The sequence below is a fragment of the Rhodopseudomonas pentothenatexigens genome, from assembly GCF_900218015.1.
GTDB lineage: Bacteria > Pseudomonadota > Alphaproteobacteria > Rhizobiales > Xanthobacteraceae > Rhodopseudomonas > Rhodopseudomonas pentothenatexigens.
Window position 1 is genome coordinate 188708 of sequence record NZ_UFQQ01000007.1, and the last position, 18896, is coordinate 207603.

Annotated in this window: 18 protein-coding genes; 12 read left to right on the forward strand and 6 right to left on the reverse strand. The window is 67.4% G+C overall.

The genetic code is table 11. From position 1 onward, the window contains the following. The first annotated feature begins 1 nt into the window (after position 1). The 3 genes from DWA33_RS08495 to DWA33_RS08505 all read left to right on the forward strand — a co-directional run bounded on the left by DWA33_RS08495 (position 2) and on the right by DWA33_RS08505 (position 3020). Positions 2–832 (forward strand): 2-oxoacid:ferredoxin oxidoreductase subunit beta, encoded by an 831-nt coding sequence (locus tag DWA33_RS08495; protein WP_114357648.1) that lies wholly within the window; start codon positions 2–4, stop codon positions 830–832. A 14-nt stretch (positions 833–846) separates the two neighbouring features. Further along, positions 847–1410 (forward strand): 2-oxoacid:acceptor oxidoreductase family protein, encoded by a 564-nt coding sequence (locus DWA33_RS08500; protein ID WP_114357649.1) that lies wholly within the window; start codon positions 847–849, stop codon positions 1408–1410. A gap of 275 nt (positions 1411–1685) precedes the next feature. After that, positions 1686–3020 (forward strand): phenylacetate--CoA ligase family protein, encoded by a 1335-nt coding sequence (locus tag DWA33_RS08505; protein ID WP_114357650.1) that lies wholly within the window; start codon positions 1686–1688, stop codon positions 3018–3020. Positions 3021–3086: 66 nt separating this feature from the next. On the opposite strand, the gene DWA33_RS08510 is transcribed toward DWA33_RS08505, so the two are convergent. Genes DWA33_RS08510 through DWA33_RS08520 form a run of 3 tightly spaced genes read right to left on the reverse strand, consistent with a single transcriptional unit; the run spans position 3087 to position 6290 of the window. Next, positions 3087–4283 (reverse strand): acyl-CoA dehydrogenase family protein, encoded by a 1197-nt coding sequence (locus DWA33_RS08510; protein WP_114357651.1) that lies wholly within the window; start codon positions 4281–4283, stop codon positions 3087–3089. 18 nt (positions 4284–4301) lie between these two features. Then, complete coding sequence (locus DWA33_RS08515) at positions 4302–5438, reverse strand: acyl-CoA dehydrogenase family protein (protein WP_114357652.1); 1137 nt, start codon at positions 5436–5438, stop codon at positions 4302–4304. 3 nt (positions 5439–5441) lie between these two features. After that, the gene (locus tag DWA33_RS08520; protein ID WP_114357653.1) at positions 5442–6290 is read right to left on the reverse strand and encodes an enoyl-CoA hydratase; all 849 of its coding nucleotides are present in this window, start codon (positions 6288–6290) and stop codon (positions 5442–5444) included. A 325-nt stretch (positions 6291–6615) separates the two neighbouring features. On the opposite strand from DWA33_RS08520, the gene exbB reads away from it, so the two are divergent. Genes exbB through DWA33_RS08535 form a run of 3 tightly spaced genes read left to right on the forward strand, consistent with a single transcriptional unit; the run spans position 6616 to position 8685 of the window. Beyond that, complete coding sequence (gene exbB, locus DWA33_RS08525) at positions 6616–7416, forward strand: tonB-system energizer ExbB (protein WP_114357654.1); 801 nt, start codon at positions 6616–6618, stop codon at positions 7414–7416. Between the two features lie 4 nt (positions 7417–7420). Then, positions 7421–7858, forward strand: coding sequence for a TonB system transport protein ExbD (exbD, locus tag DWA33_RS08530; RefSeq protein WP_114357655.1), 438 nt, complete (start codon positions 7421–7423; stop codon positions 7856–7858). Further along, positions 7855–8685, forward strand: coding sequence for an energy transducer TonB family protein (locus DWA33_RS08535; protein ID WP_114357656.1), 831 nt, complete (start codon positions 7855–7857; stop codon positions 8683–8685). Before exbD ends, DWA33_RS08535 begins: the two co-directional genes overlap by 4 nt. A gap of 19 nt (positions 8686–8704) precedes the next feature. Here DWA33_RS08535 and DWA33_RS08540 read toward each other — a convergent pair whose 3' ends face one another. Further along, positions 8705–10213 carry an AMP-binding protein gene (locus DWA33_RS08540; protein ID WP_114357657.1) on the reverse strand — a complete coding sequence of 503 codons (1509 nt, stop codon included), beginning with the start codon at positions 10211–10213 and terminating at the stop codon, positions 8705–8707. Positions 10214–10533: 320 nt separating this feature from the next. Here DWA33_RS08540 and DWA33_RS08545 point away from each other — a divergent pair, with 320 nt between their 5' ends. The 6 genes from DWA33_RS08545 (at position 10534) to DWA33_RS08565 (ending at position 14581) form a co-directional block, all read left to right on the forward strand. After that, positions 10534–11721: a hypothetical protein gene (locus DWA33_RS08545; RefSeq protein ID WP_114357658.1), complete on the forward strand. Its 1188-nt coding sequence runs from the start codon at positions 10534–10536 to the stop codon at positions 11719–11721. A gap of 15 nt (positions 11722–11736) precedes the next feature. After that, entirely contained in the window at positions 11737–12348 is a 612-nt protein-coding gene (locus DWA33_RS08550; RefSeq protein WP_114357659.1) for a hypothetical protein, read from the forward strand. Then, positions 12332–12724, forward strand: a complete 393-nt coding sequence (locus DWA33_RS08555) for a phage holin family protein (protein WP_114357660.1) — start codon at positions 12332–12334, stop codon at positions 12722–12724. Before DWA33_RS08550 ends, DWA33_RS08555 begins: the two co-directional genes overlap by 17 nt. A 44-nt stretch (positions 12725–12768) precedes the next feature. Further along, positions 12769–13434, forward strand: a complete 666-nt coding sequence (locus DWA33_RS08560; RefSeq protein ID WP_347337888.1) for a hypothetical protein — start codon at positions 12769–12771, stop codon at positions 13432–13434. Between the two features lie 5 nt (positions 13435–13439). Beyond that, positions 13440–13598, forward strand: a complete 159-nt coding sequence (locus tag DWA33_RS25130) for a hypothetical protein (protein WP_167443153.1) — start codon at positions 13440–13442, stop codon at positions 13596–13598. Positions 13599–13693: 95 nt separating this feature from the next. Then, entirely contained in the window at positions 13694–14581 is an 888-nt protein-coding gene (locus DWA33_RS08565) for a YihY/virulence factor BrkB family protein (RefSeq protein ID WP_244601231.1), read from the forward strand. On the opposite strand, the gene DWA33_RS08570 is transcribed toward DWA33_RS08565, so the two are convergent. Both DWA33_RS08570 and DWA33_RS08575 read right to left on the reverse strand, forming a co-directional pair. After that, complete coding sequence (locus DWA33_RS08570; protein ID WP_114357663.1) at positions 14578–15504, reverse strand: response regulator transcription factor; 927 nt, start codon at positions 15502–15504, stop codon at positions 14578–14580. The two genes, DWA33_RS08565 and DWA33_RS08570, sit on opposite strands and share 4 nt — an antisense overlap. Beyond that, on the reverse strand, positions 15494–18862 hold the full coding sequence (locus DWA33_RS08575; protein ID WP_114357664.1) for a hybrid sensor histidine kinase/response regulator: 3369 nt from the start codon (positions 18860–18862) through the stop codon (positions 15494–15496). The genes DWA33_RS08570 and DWA33_RS08575 overlap by 11 nt, the downstream gene beginning before the upstream one ends. Between the last annotated feature and the right edge of the window lie 34 nt (positions 18863–18896).

An 18896-nucleotide genomic window follows, 5' to 3' on the forward strand; every position in this document is an offset into this window, starting at 1 on the left:
GATGTTCCGCGACGCGCCGCATTTCGACGTCCGCGATTATCTCCGCAAGGAGATGATGCCGCACTTCCTGTGTCCCGGCTGCGGCCACGGCATGGCGCTGCGCGCGCTGCTGTGGGCGATCCACGAACTCAAGATCGATCGCGACAAGCTCGCGGTGGTGTCGGGCATCGGCTGCGCCGGCCGGCTGTCGGCCTATATCGACGCCAACACCTTCCACACCACGCATGGCCGGCCGCTGGCCTATGCCACCGGCTTGGCGCTGGCGCGGCCCGATCTGCACGTCGTGGTGATCACCGGCGACGGCGATTGCCTGGCGATCGGCGGCAATCATCTGATTCATGCCTGCCGGCGAAATCTCAAGCTCACCTGCCTGATGCTCAACAACGAGATCTACGGCATGACCGGCGGCCAGGTGTCGCCGACCACCTCGGAGACCCGGCTCACCACCACCACGCCGCACGGCAATTCCGAACCGAACTTCGACGCCTGCGCGCTGGCGACCGCCGCCGGCGCAGGCTTTGTCGGGCGCGAAGTCACCCGGCACGTGCCGAAGCTGAAAGAGCTGATCAAGGCCGGGCTGCAGCATCCGGGCTTCGCCTTCGTCGAAGTGGTTTCGGACTGCACCGAGGTCTACGGCCGCAAGAACGACATGGGCTCGTCGGCCGAGATGGTGATGCGGCAGAAGAGCGAGATGCGCCCCTCGGCGTATCGCGACAGCGTCGACGAGCCGTTCCGCTCGACCGATTTGCCGACTGGCATTCTGGCCCAGAACAATCGGCCGGAATACGGCGCGGCGTTGCGCGCCGCCGCCGCGGCACGCGCCGGCAAGTGACGGGGAGATCAGCCATGTCGACATCCCGCATCGAACTGCGCTTCGGCGGCACCGGCGGCCAGGGCCTGTTGCTCAGCGCTAAGCTGCTCGCCGACGCGCTGGCGCTGGAAGGCTGCCACGTCGCGCAATCGCAGACCTACGAGCCGACCTCGCGCGGCGGCTTCTGCAACGCCGATCTCGTCGTCGCCCGCGGCGAAGTCGACTATCCGCTGCCGATTGAATTCGATCATCTGGTGCTGCTCGACAAGATCGCCATCAGGCCGTCGTGGCCGAAGCTGAAAGCCGGCGCGCTGGTGGTCTCCGACGTTCGGCTATGCCCGGAGCTGCCCGACGGCTGCCGCTTCAAGCGCTACCCGCTGCCGCTCAGCCGCACCGCGATCGAACTCGGCAGCGAGCGCGTCACCAACATCGTGGCGCTCGGCGTGCTGATCGAGCTGTCGGGCATCTGCAAGCACAAATCGGTCGAGCAGGTGGTGCGGGCATCCTCGCCGCGCGGTTTCCTCGATCTCAATATGGACGCGCTGGCCGCCGGCACCGCGCTGGCCAAGGCGCCTGCCGTCGCGGCGGCGGCATCGTGATCGCAAGCTGTCACCAGGCACTGCGCGAACCTCTCCCCGCGCGCGGGGAGAGGTCGCCGCGCTCTGGCGCGGCGGGTGAGGGGGCGTCTCCACGCGGCCGAGACGTCGTGCTCGTGTCGCCCCTCACCCCAACCCTCTCCCCGCAAAGAGCGGGGCGAGGGAGTTCGCCGAGCGTGGGGCGGATTCATCGTTCTGCATTCACCCGTGACGTGCGTCTCCACCTCTCTCCGCGCGAGCGTAGAGAGGCCGTCGGCACCTGACCAAAGGTTACTTCCATGACCGCGCTGCCTGCCTTTCGCGAACCGACGGTTCACATGCACGACCGCGCCATCGAGACGATGCCGCGGCCGCAACTCGCGGCATTGCAGTTCGAGCGGCTGCGCAAAATCGTCGAGCGGGCGTATCGTGACGTTCCGCACTATCGCAACAGCTTCGACCAAGCCGGCGTCAAGCCGGCCGACCTGGCCTCGCTCGCCGACATCGCGAAGTTTCCTTTCACCAAGAAGACCGACCTGCGTGACAACTACCCGTTCGGGATGTTCGCGGTGCCACGCAATCAGATGCCGCGGATTCACGCCTCGTCGGGTACCACCGGCAAGCCGACCGTGGTCGGCTACACCAGAACCGATCTCGACAACTGGGCCGACCTGATGGCGCGGTCGATGGTCGGCGCCGGGATCTCGCCGGACGACATCGTCCACAACGCCTATGGCTACGGCCTGTTCACCGGCGGTCTCGGGGCGCATTACGGCGCCGAGCGGCTCGGCTGTACGGTCGTGCCGGCCTCCGGTGGCGGCACCGAACGGCAGGTGCAATTGATCACCGATTTCGGCGCCAACGCGCTGTGCTCGACGCCGTCCTACGCGCTCAACATCGCCGAGGTCGCCGAGCAGATGGGCGTCAATCTGCGCGATGCGCCGCTGCGGGTCGGCCTGTTCGGCGCCGAGCCGTGGAGCGACGCGATGCGTCGCGACCTCGAAACGCGGCTCGGCATCAAGGCGGTCGACGTCTACGGCCTGTCGGAGATCATGGGGCCCGGCGTCGCGTGCGAATGCCATGTCGCGCAAAATGGTCTGCACGGCTGGGAGGACCACTTCCTGTTCGAGACCATCGATCCGGAAACGCTTCAAGTGCTGCCGATGGGCTCGGTCGGCGAGCTGGTGATCACCACGCTCACCAAGGAAGCGCTGCCGATGATCCGGTATCGCACCCGCGACATCACCAGCCTCAACACCGAACCCTGCGCTTGCGGCCGCACCCATCTGCGCATCATGCGTGTGACCGGCCGCGACGACGACATGCTAATTATCCGCGGCGTCAACGTCTATCCGTCGCAGGTGGAGTCGGTGTTGGTCGGCTTCCCCGGCATCGCGCCGCACTACCAGATCGTGCTGACCCGCGAGAAAGCGCTCGACGCCATGACGGTCGAAGTCGAGATCGCCCCCGACGCCCCGCGCGACGAGGCCGCGCTCGCCAAGAAGGCGGCCGAAGTCACCCACCACATCAAGTCGCTGATCGGCGTGACGTGCAAGGTGGTGGTGAAGTCCCCGGGCGAAGTCCCGCGCTCGCAGGGCAAGGCGGTGCGGGTCAAGGACCAGCGGAATATTTAAGTTGTACGAATAGACTCGTCATGGCCGGGACGAAGCCCGGCCATGACGGATAGAAGGCAGGGCGGCCTACAACCCCAGCACCAGCTTGCTGATGATGTCGCGCTGGATTTCCGAGGTGCCGCCGAAGATGGTGTAGGCGCGGCCGTTGAGATGCGTCGGCATCACGGCGAGTTCGTCCTCCGGAATCGCCGACGGGGCGTTGAGGCGGTGCAGCGGGCGGGTCGGCTCGACATAGAGGCCGTCATTACCGATCACGTCGACCGCGAGCCGGCTCACTGCCTGGTAGATCTCGCTGGTGCGCAGCTTCAGGATCGACGACACCGCGCCGGGGTTCTGTCCGCTCTGCAGCGCCGACAGCACTCGCAGCTCGGTCATTTCCAGCGCGTCGATATCGACCTCGGCCTCCGACATTCGGATCGCGATGTCCGGATCCTCGACCGCCCGGCCGGTCGCCTCCGACTCGGCGAACGCCGCCGCCCGGTGCAGCGCCTTGCGGAGCTTGGCCGAGGCGATGCCGGAGCCGCGCTCGAACTCCAGCAGATACTTGCCGTAGGTCCATCCCTTGCCTTCCTCGCCGACCAGGTTCGACGCCGGAATCCGGACGTCGTCGAAGAACACCTGATTGACCTCGTGGTCGCCGCCGATGGTCAGGATCGGCCGGATGGTGATGCCGGGGCTCTTCATGTCGATCAGCACGAAGCTGATGCCGTCCTGCTGCCGCGGCTCGTCGCTGGTGCGCACCAGCGCGAACATCATGTTGGCGTTGTGCGCGTGGGTGGTCCAGATCTTGGTGCCGTTGATGACGTACTCGTCGCCGTCGCGCACCGCACGGGTCTTCAGCGACGACAGGTCCGAGCCCGAGCCCGGCTCCGAATAACCCTGGCACCAGTAATCCTCGCAGGACAGTATCCGCGGCAGAAAGTAGTTCTTCTGCTCCGGCGAGCCGAAGCCGATGATCACCGGGCCGACCATCTTGACGCCCATCGGCGTCGGGGAGGGGACGCCCGCATGCGCGCACTCGGTCTCGAAGATCCAGCGCTGCGCCGGCGTCCAACCGGGGCCGCCATATTCGACCGGCCAGCCCGGCGCGCCCCAGCCCTTGGCGTTGAGGGCGCGCTGCCACGGCACGCCGGTCTCCGGCTCGGAGAACACCGAAGCGTTGAGCGATTCGGCGCGCTTCATGTCGGGCGTCAGATTGGCCGCGATGAAGTCGCGGACTTCCTGCTGGAAGGCGAGCTCGGCTTCGCCGAAGGTCATGTCCATGTCGATGCCTCGCTTTGCTTAAACAGGCCGGCCGCTGAGCGCGGCGTGGCGGCGATAGTGATGGGGGCTGCCGCCGAACAGCGTCTCGAACGCCAAGAGGCGTTTGAAATACGCGCCGACGTCGAGCTCCTCGGTGACGCCCATGCCGCCGTGAAGCTGCACAGACTGCTCGGCGACGAAGCGCGCGCCCTTGCCGATCTTGGCCTTGGCGCCGGATGCGGCGCGGCCGCGCTCGGCGGCGTCGGCGTCCGCCTTCAGCGCCGCACGCAGCGCCATCGAGCGGGCCTCGTCGACCTGCACCGACATGTCGGTGAGGCGATGCCGCACCACCTGGTTGGCGGCCAGCGGCCGGCCGAATTGCTTGCGCACCTTGGTGTAGTCCAGCGTCTTGTCGGTCAGCGTCTGCATCATGCCGACGGCTTCGGCGGACATCGCGGCAAGGGCGCGATCGACCACCGCCTCGACGGCAGGATAGGCATCGCCGTCGGCGCCGAGCATCGCATCGGCGGGGACGCGCACATTGTCGAGCGTCAGATTGCAGGCGCGGCCGCCGCCGAGCCGGGGATAGTCCGCAAGCGTCAGCCCGGCCGCGTCGCGCCGCACCAGGAACAGTCGCAGCGAGCCGCTGCCGTTGTTCGCCAGCCGCGCCGAGACGATGAGCTGATCGGCCGACGCACCGTCCAGAACCGCGACCTTGGAACCGTCCAGCACATAGCCGTCGCCGTCCTTGCGCGCGGTGGTGTCGACGCGGGCGAGATCTGCGCGGGCTGCGCGTTCGGCATGGGCGAAGGCGAGCCGCAGCGTGCCGTCGGCGACGCTCGGCAGCAGCGCCGCCTTCTGCTCGTCGCGGCCGTGTTCGGCGACGAGGCCGGCGCCGAGCACCACGGTGGACAGATACGGCTCGCTGACCAGGCCGCGGCCGAACGCTTCCATCAGGATGCCGACTTCGATCGCACCGCCGCCGATGCCGCCATGGGCCTCGGGCAGCGGCAGCGCCAGCCAACCGAGCTCGGCGAACTGCTTCCAGATTCCTTCGCTGAAGCCGAACGGCTCCTTGGCGTTCTGCTCGCGCAGCTTCGTCGTGTAGGTCTCGGCGATGAAGCGGTCGGCGCTTTCGCGCAGCAGCCGCTGTTCGTCACTCGGCGTGAGATCCATCGCTTACACCTTCACCTGTTTGCGCACCGACGGATGCAGCCCCGACGGATCGACGATCATTCCAAACTCCTGCAGATTGTGAGCGTGACAAAGCTGATGCAGCGCGAACGCCTGATCGATCGCGGCCGACTGACCCTGAATGTCCACCGAGCGGTTGACCGCTTCCTTGGTCATCTTCAGCGCAAAGCTCGGCTTGGCGGCGATGCGCTGTGCGAGTGCGAGGGTGAAGGGAGTTAGCTCGGCGGCGGGCACGACGTGATTGACCATGCCGAGCTGGTGGGCTTCTTGCGCGCTCCAGCTGTCGGCGGTGAACAGTAGCTCCTTTGCCTTGCGCGGCCCGAGCTCCCACGGATGCACGAACCATTCGACGCCGCACACGCCCATCGTCACCACCGGATCGCAGAACTCGGCGTTGTCGGCGGCTACAATCAGGTCGCAGGCCCAGGCCAGCATCAGCCCGCCGGCGATGCACTTGCCGTGCACTTCGGCGATCGTCGGCTTGGCGAGATTGCGCCAGCGCCTTGTGATCTGCAGATAGATCTCCTGTTCGCGCGCCATCCTTCCGTGGGCGCCGGGCTCGCGAAAGCCGCCCCAATGGCCGACCGGCGGGAAGTCGATGCCGGCTTCGTTCTTGGTATGCGCGCGCAGATCGTGGCCGGCGGAGAAGTGCGGACCGGCACCGGCGAGGATGATGACCTTCACAGAATCGTCCCGCACCGCGTCATCGAACGCGGCGTTGAGGTCGTAGGTCATCTGCAGGTTTTGCGCGTTGCGCGCATCGGGACGGTTCATCACGATTCGCGCGACCGCCGGATCCGGCCGCTCGACCAGGATCGTCTCGTAGGAGCTCATCCATCCTCCCGTTTCTTGTTGTCTCGGCTTATGGCGCCGGTTGTGTTCCGCGGAGTGTGGCAGGTCGCGCGCGCGACTGCAAACGGCATCTCTGCCGCAGTTGCCGGATGGAATTCCGCACCACGGAGCGCTGCGAGAAAGGGGCCGGCACAATCCGCCGAGGTTCCGGATAACAGCCGCTTTGAGCCAGAACAAACCGCGTCCGCCGCGATTATGCGATGGCCTCGGGCATGGGAGCGGAAGGGCCAGAATTGATTTCGGGCGGTCGGCGATCCATGCGATAGCTCGCGGCCCCGCGCCGAGCGCCTTTGCCTGTCGAAAGTGGATGATGCCGCCGTTTCGCGTCACGCCGATGATCCGCAATCTCGTCTGTGCCGGCGCGCTCGGCGCCGCGGCTGCGCTGCTGCTCGGCAGCGCCGCGCACGCCGCCGCCGATATCGCAAGTCTGCCGCGAGATCTGTCGCCGTGGGGCATGTTCAGAAACGCCGACATCGTCGTGAAGGTGGTGATGGCCGGGCTCGCGATCGCTTCACTTGCGACCTGGACGGTGTGGCTGTCGAAGACCATCGAGCTGCGGCGCGAGACTGCACGCGCCCGCGACGGTCTGGCCAAGCTCGAAACCGATACCACGTTGGCCGAGCTTGGCCGCGACGCCGAGGGCGCGCATGACGCAGTGTCGCAACTGATTCAGACCGCTGCGCGCGAAGGCAGCCTGTCGGGCTGGACGTTCGATGCCGACTTCAAGGACCGCGTCGCGCTGCGGCTGGAGCGGGTCGAAGCCGCGATGGCGCGCAAGATCACGAGCGGCACCGGCATTCTCGCCACCATCGGCGCGGTGGCGCCGTTCGTCGGCCTGTTCGGCACGGTGTGGGGCATCATGAACGCCTTCATCGGCATCTCCGAGGCGCATACCACCAATCTTGCGGTGGTGGCGCCGGGCATCGCCGAGGCGCTGCTCGCCACCGCGCTTGGTCTCGTCGCCGCGGTGCCGGCGGTGGTGATCTACAACTACCTGGTTCGCGCCATCGCGAGCTATCGCGCGCTGCTCGGCGACGCCTCGGCGCAGGTGCTGCTGCTGGTCAGCCGCGACCGCGGCCGCTCGGCGCGGCAGATGCGGGCAGGGTGAGTCGATGGGCGTGCGGCTCGGCGGACGACGGCTTGCGGCGGAGGACGATCTCGAGGTCGCCCACGAGATCAACGTCACACCGTTCATCGACGTGATGCTGGTGTTGCTGATCATCTTCATGGTCGCAGCCCCGCTCGCCACCGTCGATACCGGCGTCGATCTGCCAGCCTCGACCGCAGCGCCGCAGCCGCGCCCGGACAAGCCGGTGTATCTGTCGGTGCAGCCGGATCTGACGCTGGCAGTCGGTGAGGCCGTCGTGGCGCGCGACGCGCTCGGTGCGGCGCTGCAGAGCGCGACGAACGGCAACAAGGACGAGCGGATCTTCCTGCGCGCCGACAAGGCGGTCAGCTACGGCGAGCTGATGGCGGTGATGAACCTGCTGCGTGATGCCGGCTACTTGAAGGTCGCGCTGGTCGGGCTCGACGGCCGGGATCAGCCATGAACGACTACGCGCTGCACGAGACGCCCGGCCGCGGCCGCAGCCAGTGGCTGCTGTCGGCGGCCGCGATCGTGGTGGCGCATTTCGGGCTGATCGCCGCGGCCGTTGCCTGGTATCAGCAGGCGCCGGCACCGGGCGTCGCGATGCCGGTCATCATGGTCGATATGGCGCCGGATCCCGCCGTGCCGGCGCCGCAGCCTCAGGATTTGGCGCCGGGGCCGGAGATGCAGGAAGCACCGGCTCCGCACGAGGAGGCAACGCCTCAGCGGCCCGAAGCCCCGCAGCAGCTCGCCGAGCAACTGCCGGAGTCGCCGGCGCCGGTGCTGCCGACACCCGAAGTGGTGCTGCCGCAGCAACGTCAGCCGGCTGAGCCGGAGCCGGTTAAGCGCGAGCCCGCCAAACCGAAGCGCGATCACGCCAAGCGCGAGGAGACCAAGCCTAAGTCGCAGGCGCCCGCGCCGCGTAGCACGGCCCCGCCCAAGGCCGAGCGTCAGGCCGCGCTCGCCGCTGCGGCGCGGGCAGGGCAGGCGGCTGCCGCTGCGGCACTGCCGTCGTATCGTGACCGGCTCGCCGCACATCTGGTCCGTTATCGGCAGTATCCGGCCGGCTCCCGGGCTGCGCGCGAGCAGGGCACCGCGATGCTGTCGTTCACAGTCGGCCGCGGCGGTCAGGTGCTCGGCAGCCGGCTTGCCCGCAGCTCCGGCCACGCGGCGCTCGATGCCGAGACCATGGCGATGATCCGCCGCGCCCAGCCGCTGCCGCCGTTCCCGAGCGAGATCACCCAGTCATCGCTCAGCTTCACCGTCCCGGTGCGGTTTTCGCTGCAGTGAAGCGTGAAGCCAATCGGCGTTACGCCTGACCGTGCGCCGCCTTCACCGCAGTCCGGTCGATCGCGCCCTTGGCGTCCTTCGGCAGCGCTTCGACGAACACCACGTGCTTCGGCTTCTTGTAGCGCGCGATCAGCGAGGCGACGAATTCGGCCAGCGCATCGGCGTCGATGCTCTGGTCCGGCTTGCAGACGCACACCGCCTTGATGGCTTCGCTCCATTGCGGGTCGGGTACGCCGATCACCACCGCCTCGGCGATCGCCGGATGCTGCTTCAGCGCGCCTTCGACCTCGGCCGGATAGACATTCTCGCCGCCGGTCTTGATCAGTTCCTTCTCCGGTGCGCGGCCGGCGTAGAACAGGTAGCCGTCGGCGTCGAACCGGCCCATGTCGCCGGTGTGGTGCCAGCCGTTGCGGAACGCGTGCTGGGTGGCGGCGGCGTTGTTCCAATAGCCTTTGAACACGGTCGGGCCGCGCAGCACGATCTCGCCGATTTCGCCCGGCGGCAGCGGCCGGTCTTCGGCGTCGACCACCGCGACAGTGCGCCAGAACAGTGGCCGTCCGGCGGATTTCGGCCGGTCGCGATACGGCGCGAACGTCGACAGGCCCGAGGTCTCGGACTGGCCGAACGTCGCCCAGAACGTCGCGTCGGGGCAGGCGGCTTCGAACCGCTCGATCGTCTCCGGCGTGTCGAGCCCCGTCACGGCGCGCAGGCTTTTGAGTTGCGCCGGCTGCGCCTGGTCGAGAATGTTGCCGAGCATCGGGGCGAACTCGGCCATCACCGTCACCTTGTGGGCTTCGATGTCGCGCGCCGCCTGCGCCGGGTCGAACTTCGCGGCGATCACGTTCATCCCGCCGGCCTGCTGCAGCGTCAGCATCAGGCCGAGCCCGGTGACGTGAAACAGCGGCAGCATGCCGAGATTGACGTCGGCTTCGGTCAGACGCCACGCCTCGACCAGCGAGCTTTGCGCGATCAACAGATTGCCCTGCGAGATCAGCGCGCCGCGCGGCCGGCCGCCGACCGCCGCAGTGTGGATGATGACGAAGCCGTCGGCGGCGCCGAATTCCGGCGGGCTGAACGGCGCGTCGCAGGCGAGGTCGGAGAACGGCGCGAACGGACCGCTGCCGCCCCCGATCGCGTAGGCTTTCCTCACACCGCCGAGGGAGGGCAGCATGCCGGCGACGATGTCGCGATAGTCGGTGCCGGCCACCACCACGCTGGGCGCGCCGTCGCCGAGCACGAAGGCGATCTCGTCGGCATTGAGCCGGTAGTTCACCGGCAGCAGGATCGCGCCGATCATCGCCACCGCGCCGATCAGCTCGACCATCTCGACGCAGTTCTGCGACAGGATCGCCACCCGGTCGCCGGTCTGCACGCCATCGCGCAGCAGGCCGCTCGCCAACCGCTCGGTCCGCGCCAGATAGTCGCGGTGGGTCAGGCGGATGTCGTCGACCACGAACGCGGTGCGCTCGGGAAACAGCACCGCGTTGCGGCGGTAGACGTCGGCCAGCGTGAAGTCGTGAAGCGCCATCGTGTCCCCCCTGGTGCCGGCCGCAACCGCTCGTGCACGGCGGGCCCGAATTGTCGCGCCGCCGGTTGGCCGGCGTCCGCGCTTGGCTTTGTAGCGAACATCGTCAGGCGGCGAAAAGCATGATTCCGCATCGTCGACCAAACCAGACCGCGTTACCGCCGGATTGGGGCCAGCCTCGGCCCGACGATGAATCTAAGGGCCTCGGCACGGCTTTCGGCTTCCCCTGCGGTTCCCGAAACCCCATCTTGGTGAATGGATTGAGCAAGGAACAGAGCCGACCCGGCTGAGTTGGGGACGCAGACAAGGATTGGAGGCATCACATGGCCAACGACACGCGCAGCCTGGACGAGATCCGCCGCGACACCGAGCGCGCCCGGGCCGGCCTGACCGAGACCGTGGGCCAGTTGCGTGCCACGGTGACCGACACCGCTCACGAGGTGCGCGAGAAATACTCGCCGTCGGCAATCAAGGCGGAGGTCAGCAGTTACATCAAGTCGCGTGGCGAAGAATTGACGGACGGCGTCCGCGACTCGATCCGCAACAATCCGGTGCAGGCGGTCGCGGTCGGCGCGACGCTGGCCTATCCGCTGTGGAAGATCGTTCGGGCGATTCCGACACCGGTGCTGATGATCGGCGCCGGCCTGTATCTCGCCGGTACCCGGTCCGGTACCGAGCTGACGCAGCGCGCTTCCGACAAGGCGCGCGACCTCGCCGACGACCTCGAACGGCGCGCGCGTGAATTCTCGGCAGATGCTGCCGACACTGCGGTTGCGGCGCGCGAATACGCCGCCGGTGCGATCGGCGCCGCCAGCGAGGCGGTGAACAGTCGCGCCGAAGAATTTCGTCAGGCTGCTGCAGCGACCGCGGCCGATCTCAAGCACAAGGGCGACGACCTCAGCCGCAGCGTCGCGCATAGCGGCGAGGACCTGCGCCGTCGTGCCACGGCGACCGGCGAGGCGTTCGCCGGTGAAGCAGATCAACTCGCGGTCCGCGGCGCCGGCCTCGCCAACGCGGTGGCCGATTCCGTGCGCGAAGCCGCCGGCCAAGTGCGCGATCGCGCCGCCGATGCGGCCACCAAGGTGCGGGAGACGATCCACGACACCCGCGACGCCGGCATGCACGCGGCCGAGCGGCTACGCGATCAGGCCACTGACTTCGGCCAGCGCGCCAGCAAGACCGCCAAGCAGACGCTGACCGATCATCCGCTGCTGGTCGCGGGCGCGGGACTTCTGATCGGCGGATTGATCGCCAGCGCTTTCCCACGCGTCCGCGCCGGCGGCAAGCGGATCGGCCGGCAGGTCGGGGAGCGCGCCCGGGAAGCTGCGGCCCGCGGCGCCGAGAAAGGTCGCGCCGCCTATGAAGGCGCGGCGCGCGAAGCCGAGCGGCAGGGACTGACGGGCGACAATCTCACCGAGGACGTCCGCGAACTTGGTCAGCGCGTCCGCAAGGTGGCCGAAGCCGCCGCCGCCTCGTTCGAGGCGCCATCGCCGTCACAGAACAAGCATTGATCGGAGACACCGGACATGGCTGAGCAGATCGTGAAGACCCCCGGCGCCACGGGCGGGAGCAATGGCGGGCGTCAACAGCCGCCGAAATCGACCAAGAAGGAGCCGCAGGACATGTCCGCAGACGCGACCGGAGCCGGCGCCGAGCCGGAGCGTGATCTGAAAGAGCGGATCGTCGGGCTGGCCAGCGAGTCCGCGGAAGCCGCCCGCGCCAAGGCCGAAGAGTTCGCAGAGACCGCGAAGGATTTCGCCAGCGAGGCCGGCGAGTCGTTGAAGCGCCGCGCTTACGAAGAGAAACAGGCCGGCGCCGACTACGTCGCCAACATCGCCGACGCGATCCGCCGCGCCTCGCACGAGTTCGACGACGATCTGCCGATCGCAGGCGTGTACATGCGCAAGGCGGCCAACAAGGTCGAGGACATCTCCGACACCGTGCAGCGCGGCGACCTGTCCGATCTGGTCCACGGCGTGCAGGACTTCGCGCGGCGTCAACCGACGGTGTTTCTCGGTCTGGCGGTGCTCGCCGGCTTCGGCGCGGTTCGCTTTCTGAAGAGTTCGGCGGCGTCGCGCGACGGCCGCGTGGTCGATGCCGAGCCCAACCGGAGCTTTGACAATGACCCCGCCGAATAACCGCTCGATTCCCGATCTGGTCGGCGACGCCTTCACGCAGTTCGCCAAGCTCGTCAGCAACGAGTTCGAGTTGGCGCGCGCAGAGATGTCGGACAAGCTCGGTCAGATCGGCCGCGCTGCGATGATGATCGGTGCCGGCGCCGTGATCCTGATCCCGGGCCTGGTAGTGCTGCTGATGGCGGCCGCCGCCGCGCTGGTCGAAAACGGCTTTACCACGTCGGTGGCCTATCTGATCGTCGGCGCCTGCACCACCGGTATCGCTGCGACGCTGATCGGCTTCGGCGCAAACCGAATGTCGCCGGAGGCGTTGAAGCCGGAGATGACGATCGAGCAACTGCAGCGCGACAAGGAAGCGGCCGGGGAGATGATGCGATGAACAAGAGGGATGGCTTGCCTCTAATTGGCGATCTCGGAGCCGCGATGCGGCGCAATCCTGTGTCCACTGCACTGATCGGCATGGGCTTGTTGTGGCTATTCACTGGTGACCGGGCGAGGGCCCGTGCGTCGCGCTTCGCGCACGACACCGGCCTCGACCGCGTCCCGGACGTTGCCTCCGATGCGATCGACCGCGTCGGCGAACGTTTCGCCGACGTCGGCGACCGGCTGGCCGAGGTTCGCCACTCTGCCGCGACCGCCGCGACGGAGACGATGCGCGCGGCGCGCGACCGCGGTGCCGAAGCGATCGATCGTGCTGCCGAGTTCGGCCGAGCGATTCCGGAATCCAGCGCCGACCTGTTCGACAGCGCCAAGACCACGCTCGGCGAATTGTTCAACGAGCAGCCGCTGCTGCTGGGAGCGATCGGCGTTGCGATCGGCGCCGGCATCGCAGCGTCGCTGCCGGCGACCGAGACCGAGCGCGAAATGTTCGGCGATACCAGCGATGAACTCAAGGCACAGGCGCGCGACTACGCGCGACAGCAGGCGGCGCGGGCCAGCGAGATGGCCCGGGACGTTGCCGGCGCGGCGGCCGAAGAGGCCCGCCGGCAAGGGCTGACGCCGGAAGCCGCAATGGCGGCGGTGCGCGAAGCCGGCGACAAGGCCAAGCGGGTCGCGGAAGCGGCCGAAGACAACGTTCGGCTGGAGTGAGGGCGATGGCAGACGACAAGGCGCCCGACGACCGTCCCAGTGACGCGATGAAGAGCGGCACCCGCGAGCCTTGGAAGAAGCCGGGGCAGAGCTCTCAGGTCGACGACCAGAATCCGCCTGACAAGCCGGATCTGGAGCGCTGGCAACAGTCCGAGACTCACTAGACGTCGACCTACGCAATTGCCGGGATCAGATGACCGCTGCGGAGCCGAGCCTTCACGCGCGCCGAGTCCGGCGCGCACCCCAACGTCGCCCGGCGGTGACTCGCAGGGAGTCCGACTCACCGTGGCAGGTGCTGCGCGGCGACTGGAGGACGATCGCGACCGGCACCTACACGCGAATGAACGACGACCGGCTGTTGCTGGTCGCGGCCGGCGTGGTGTTCTACTGGCTGCTCGGATTGTTTCCTGCCATCACCGCGCTGGTGTCGTCCTATGCGCTGTTCAACGACCCGGCGACCATCAACGGACACCTCGCGCAAGTGTCGGGGATGGTGCCGGCCGGCACCTATTCGGTGATCGAGGACCAGGTCGGCCGGGTGCTGGCCAACGGGCAGACGAGACTCGGCTTCGCCTTCCTGATCAGCTTGGCGTTGGCGCTGTGGAGCGCCAACGGCGGCGTCAAGGCGGTGATCGACGCGCTCAACGTGGTGTACGACGTTGAGGAGCAGCGCGGGTTCTTCAAGCTCAGTGCGTTTTCGCTGTTGTTCACGCTCGGCGCCCTTTGCGCGGTACTGGCGGCGATCGGCCTGGTAATCGCGGCGCCGATCGTGCTCGCTCGGATCGGGCTCGGCAACCTGGTGGCGGTGGCGATCGACTACGGCCGCTGGCCGGCGTTGGCACTGATGACGTTCGGCGGGCTGGCCGTCCTGTATCGGATCGCGGCCAACCGGCCGGCGCCGCCGTGGCGCTGGGTGGTACCGGGCAGCGTCCTGGCGGCGCTGAGCTGGCTCGTCGGTTCTGCGGCACTGTCGTATTATCTCGCCAACTTCGCCGACTACAATGCGACCTACGGCTCGCTCGGCGCGGCGATCGGCCTGATGATCTGGATGTGGATGACCGCGATCGTGGTGCTGGTCGGCGGCGAGTTCAACGCTGAGATCGAAGCCCGCGCCGGCCGGCTCGCGCGCACCGAGGCAGGCAGTTAGTCACGCCGGCTGGCGTTGGTGGCGATCGCCGCGGCGGCCGTGCGGTTCTCGACACCGAGCTTGGCGTAGATCTGCTCGAGGTGCTTGTCGACGGTGCGCGGGCTGAGGCCGAGGATCTGCGCGATATCGCGATTGGTCTTGCCCTTGCTGAGCCAGGCCAGCACCTCGCTCTCGCGGCTGGTCAGCCCGAACTCTGCGGAGAACTGCGCCGGCGCATCCGCGGCGGTGTCGCGCGCCAGCCGCAGCAGGAATTCGTTGGGGCCGAGCTTGCCCATGTATTGCAGCCGCAGCTCGTCGTTACGCAGCATCGACGCCTTCATCGGCATCTTCGGCTGGGCAAGACCGGTATGGACCTGCTCCAGCCATTCCAGCCACGGCTTCGGCAGGTCGAGCCGCAGGCCATCCTCCGGCGTATCGTCGGCGGCGAGCAGCTTCTGCGCCTGCGGCGTCGCCCACAGCACCTTGCCGAGTCGGTCGACCGCCAGCAGGAAACGCCCCGACACATCCAGCGCGGCGCGCGCGCTCTGGCTGACGCGGGCGTTGTTGAGATGCACCCGGATCCGCGCCAGCATCTCGACGATCGCGATCGGCTTGGTGACGTAGTCGACGCCGCCGGCTTCCAGGCCGCGGACGATGTGTTCGGACTCCGACAGCCCGGTCATGAAGATCACCGGCACGTCCGAAAGGCCGGCGCTGCGCTTCAGCCGCCGGCAGGTTTCGAAGCCGTCCATGCCGGGCATCACCGCGTCGAGCAGAATAATGTCGGGCGTGATCTGCTCAACGATCCGCATCGCCGCGGCGCCGTCGAGCGCGACCATCACGGTCATGCCGGCGCCGTCGAGCGCGTCGGTCAGCATCCGCAGCGTCTCCGGAGAGTCGTCGACGACGAGGGCGATATCGCGCTTCTTCAGATCATTGTTCATGGCGATACAGCGTGTTCAGCGTCTTCATGTAGGAATCGAGATCGAACTGCTCGACCAGCGTTCGCATCTGCGCCACGAACGCCCAGGTTTCCGGATAATCGGTGTGGATCTGATCGAGCTTCGACTCGATGCCGCGGATGTAGCCGATCTTGCCGAGTTCGATCAATTCCTCGACATGCTGCATCGGCGGGTGCTGGATGTCGGTCGTATCGTCCAAGGTGGTCGCCGCTTCGCCCTTGTAGATCCAGTCGATCTTGAGCAACTGGCCGATCAGTTCGAGCAGCCGCGGGATATCGACCGGCTTCATCAGATAGGCGTCGTGGAACGGCTGCGACAGCAGCGTGCCGTGCGCCTCCAGCGCGCTGGCCGACAGCATCAGGATGCGCGCGTGATGATGGCCGTGGGTGCGTAGCGTCTCGGCCACCGTCCAGCCGTCCATCCCCGGCATCGAGATGTCGAGCAGGAACAGGTCGGGCTGGCAGTGCTCGGCGAGATCGATGCAGGAGTAGCCGTCGGTCGCCACCAGCACGATGAAGCCGAGCGGCGCCAGCGTGTCCTGCAGCAGGCCGCGTTGCGCCGGATCGTCGTCGGTGACCAGAATGGTCTTGCGGGCGCCGTGATAGCCGAGCACCGGGGCGCGGATCGAGCGGGTGCGGGTCGGGTTGGTGACTTCCGACAGCAGCAGCTTGACGCGGAAGGTCGAGCCTTTGTCCGGCGTCGAGGTGACGGTGAGGTCGCCACCCATCACGCCCGCCAGCAGCTTGCTGATGGTGAGGCCGAGGCCGGTGCCGCTGTGGGGTTGCGCGGCGCCGAGCGCGCCGCGCTCGAACGGCGCGAAGATCCGCTCCAGATCGTCGGCATGGATGCCCGGCCCGGTGTCGCGGACTTCGAGCTCGGCGACCGGGTTGCGGTAGTGCACGATAAACTGCACGCTTCCTTGCTGGGTGAACTTGATGGCGTTCGACAAGAGGTTGATCAGCACCTGGCGCAGCCGCTTCTCGTCGGCATAGACCATCGGCGGCAGATATTGCGGCCGCTTGAACACGAACTCGATGTCCTTGGCGGCGGCCTGCAGACGGAACATGCCGACGAGCTGATCGAGAAATTCGCCGAACCTCACCTCGTCGCGCGACAGATACAGCCGGCCGGCTTCGATTTTCGAGATATCCAGCAGGCCGTCGATCAGGCCGGACAGATGATCGGCGCTGCGCCGCATCAGCCGGATCTGGTCGCGCGGCCGTGGCGGCAGCGTACTGTCCTGCTCCAGCAACTGCGCGTAGCCGCTGATCGCGTTCAGCGGCGAGCGAAGCTCGTGGCTGAGACCGACGACGTAGCGGCTCTTGGCGAGGTTGGCGGATTCGGCGGCTTCCTTGGCGCGCTGCAGCTCGATGTCGGTCTTGCGGTGAGCGTCGATCTCCTGCATCAGCAACTGGGTCTGACGCCGCGTCTCTGCCTCGGCTGCCTGCCGGCTCAACCGCGCCAGCACGAACAGCCAGCTCACCACCCCGACGATGATGGTGAGCGCGAAGAACAGCTTCCACAGCACTTCGGCGAGTTCGATCTGCTGGGCTTCATTGGCGGTCGCAGCCTGCAGATAGATCAGGAACAGCGACAGGCCGATCAGCCCGGTCGAGACCGCGAATACGCTGAGATAATGCCCGAGCTGCGAGTTCAGCAGTGCGTAGGCGCGCTGCGGCAGAACCTTGCCGAGTGCTTCGGTGAACTGGGCATCGATCCGCGCGTGCGGCTTGCACAGATCGTGGCATCTGGCGTCGAGCGAACAGCACAGCGAACAGATCGGCCCGGCATAGGCCGGGCAATAGGCCATGTCTTCTGGCTCGAACGAGTGCTCGCAGATGCAGCACTTGATCGCCTCCACGCCCTGCCACGCCCGCTTCGGCTTGCGCGCCAGGTAGAATCGGCCACCGGTGGCGAAGGCGATCACCGGGGCGGTGACGAAGGCGACCACCAGCGCGACAAACGGTGCGAGCGCGTTGGCGGTCGGCCCGAACACGCCGTAGAATGCGCTGATCGACACCACGGTAGCGATCGTCATCGAGCCGACGCCGACCGGATTGATGTCGTACAGATGCGCGCGCTTGAACTCCATGTGCCGCGGCCGCAGCCCGAGCGGCCGGTTGACGACCAGATCCGACACCAGCGCGCCGACCCAGGCGATCGCGATGTTGGAGTACAGCGCCAGCGTGTGCTCCAGCGCCTTGTAGACGCCGATCTCCATCAGCAGCAGCGCCACCAGCACGTTGAACACCAGCCAGACGACGCGTCCCGGATGGCTGTGGGTCAGCCGCGAGAAGAAGTTCGACCAGGCGATCGAGCCCGCATAGGCATTGGTGACGTTGATCTTGATCTGCGACAGGATCACGAACGCGCCGGTCAGCGCCAGCACCAAGCCGGGCTGTTCCAGCACGGTGCGGAACGCCTCGAGATACATGTGCGCCGGCTCCGCCGCCTGGTCGGGTGGTGCGCCGCGGCTGAGCGCGAAATAGGCCAGGAACGATCCGGCCAGCAATTTCAACGCGCCCGGCACGATCCAGCCCGGGCCGGCGCTGATCATCGCGAACCACCACGCGCCGCGCGAGGCGCGGCGGTCGCGCGGCAGGAAGCGCAGGAAGTCGACCTGCTCGCCGATCTGCGCCACCAGCGCGAACACCACCGAGGCGGCGGTGCCGAACAGCAGCAAATCGAGCTTGCCGTCCGGGCTGCCGTGCTCGCCGGCAAACTGGGTCCAGCCGACGAAGGATTCCGGACTTTTGATCGCGATTGCCGCGAACGGCAGGATGTGCAGCAGCACCCAGAACGGTTGGGTCCAAAGCTGGAACCGGCTGATCAGCGTAATGCCGTAGGTCACCACCGGGATGATCACCACGGCGCTGAAGAAGTAGCCGATCGGCAGCGGCAGACCGAAGCACAGTTCCAGCGCGTTGGCGAGGATCACCGCCTCGATCGCGAAGAAGATGAAGGTGAACGAGGCGTAGATCAGCGACGTGACGGTCGAGCCGATGTAACCGAACCCGGCCCCGCGGGTCAGCAGGTCGATATCCACGCCGCATTTCGCCGCGTGATAGGCGATCGGCAGGCCGCAGCAGAAGATGATCACGCCGACCACCAGGATCGCCGCGGTGGCGTTGGTGACGCCGTAGTTCAGCGTGATGGTGCCGCCGATCGCTTCCAGCGCCAGGAACGAGATCGCGCCGAGCGCGGTGTTGGCGACGCGTGCTGCGGACCAGCGGCGAGAGCTCTTGGCTGTGAAACGAAGCGCGTAGTCCTCCAGGGTCTGGTTGGCGACCCACTGATTGTACTGGCGCCGGACGCGATCTATACGCTGCCGCCCCGCCACGCGCTTCTCCTCACATCCTGATCGACTCTAGCGC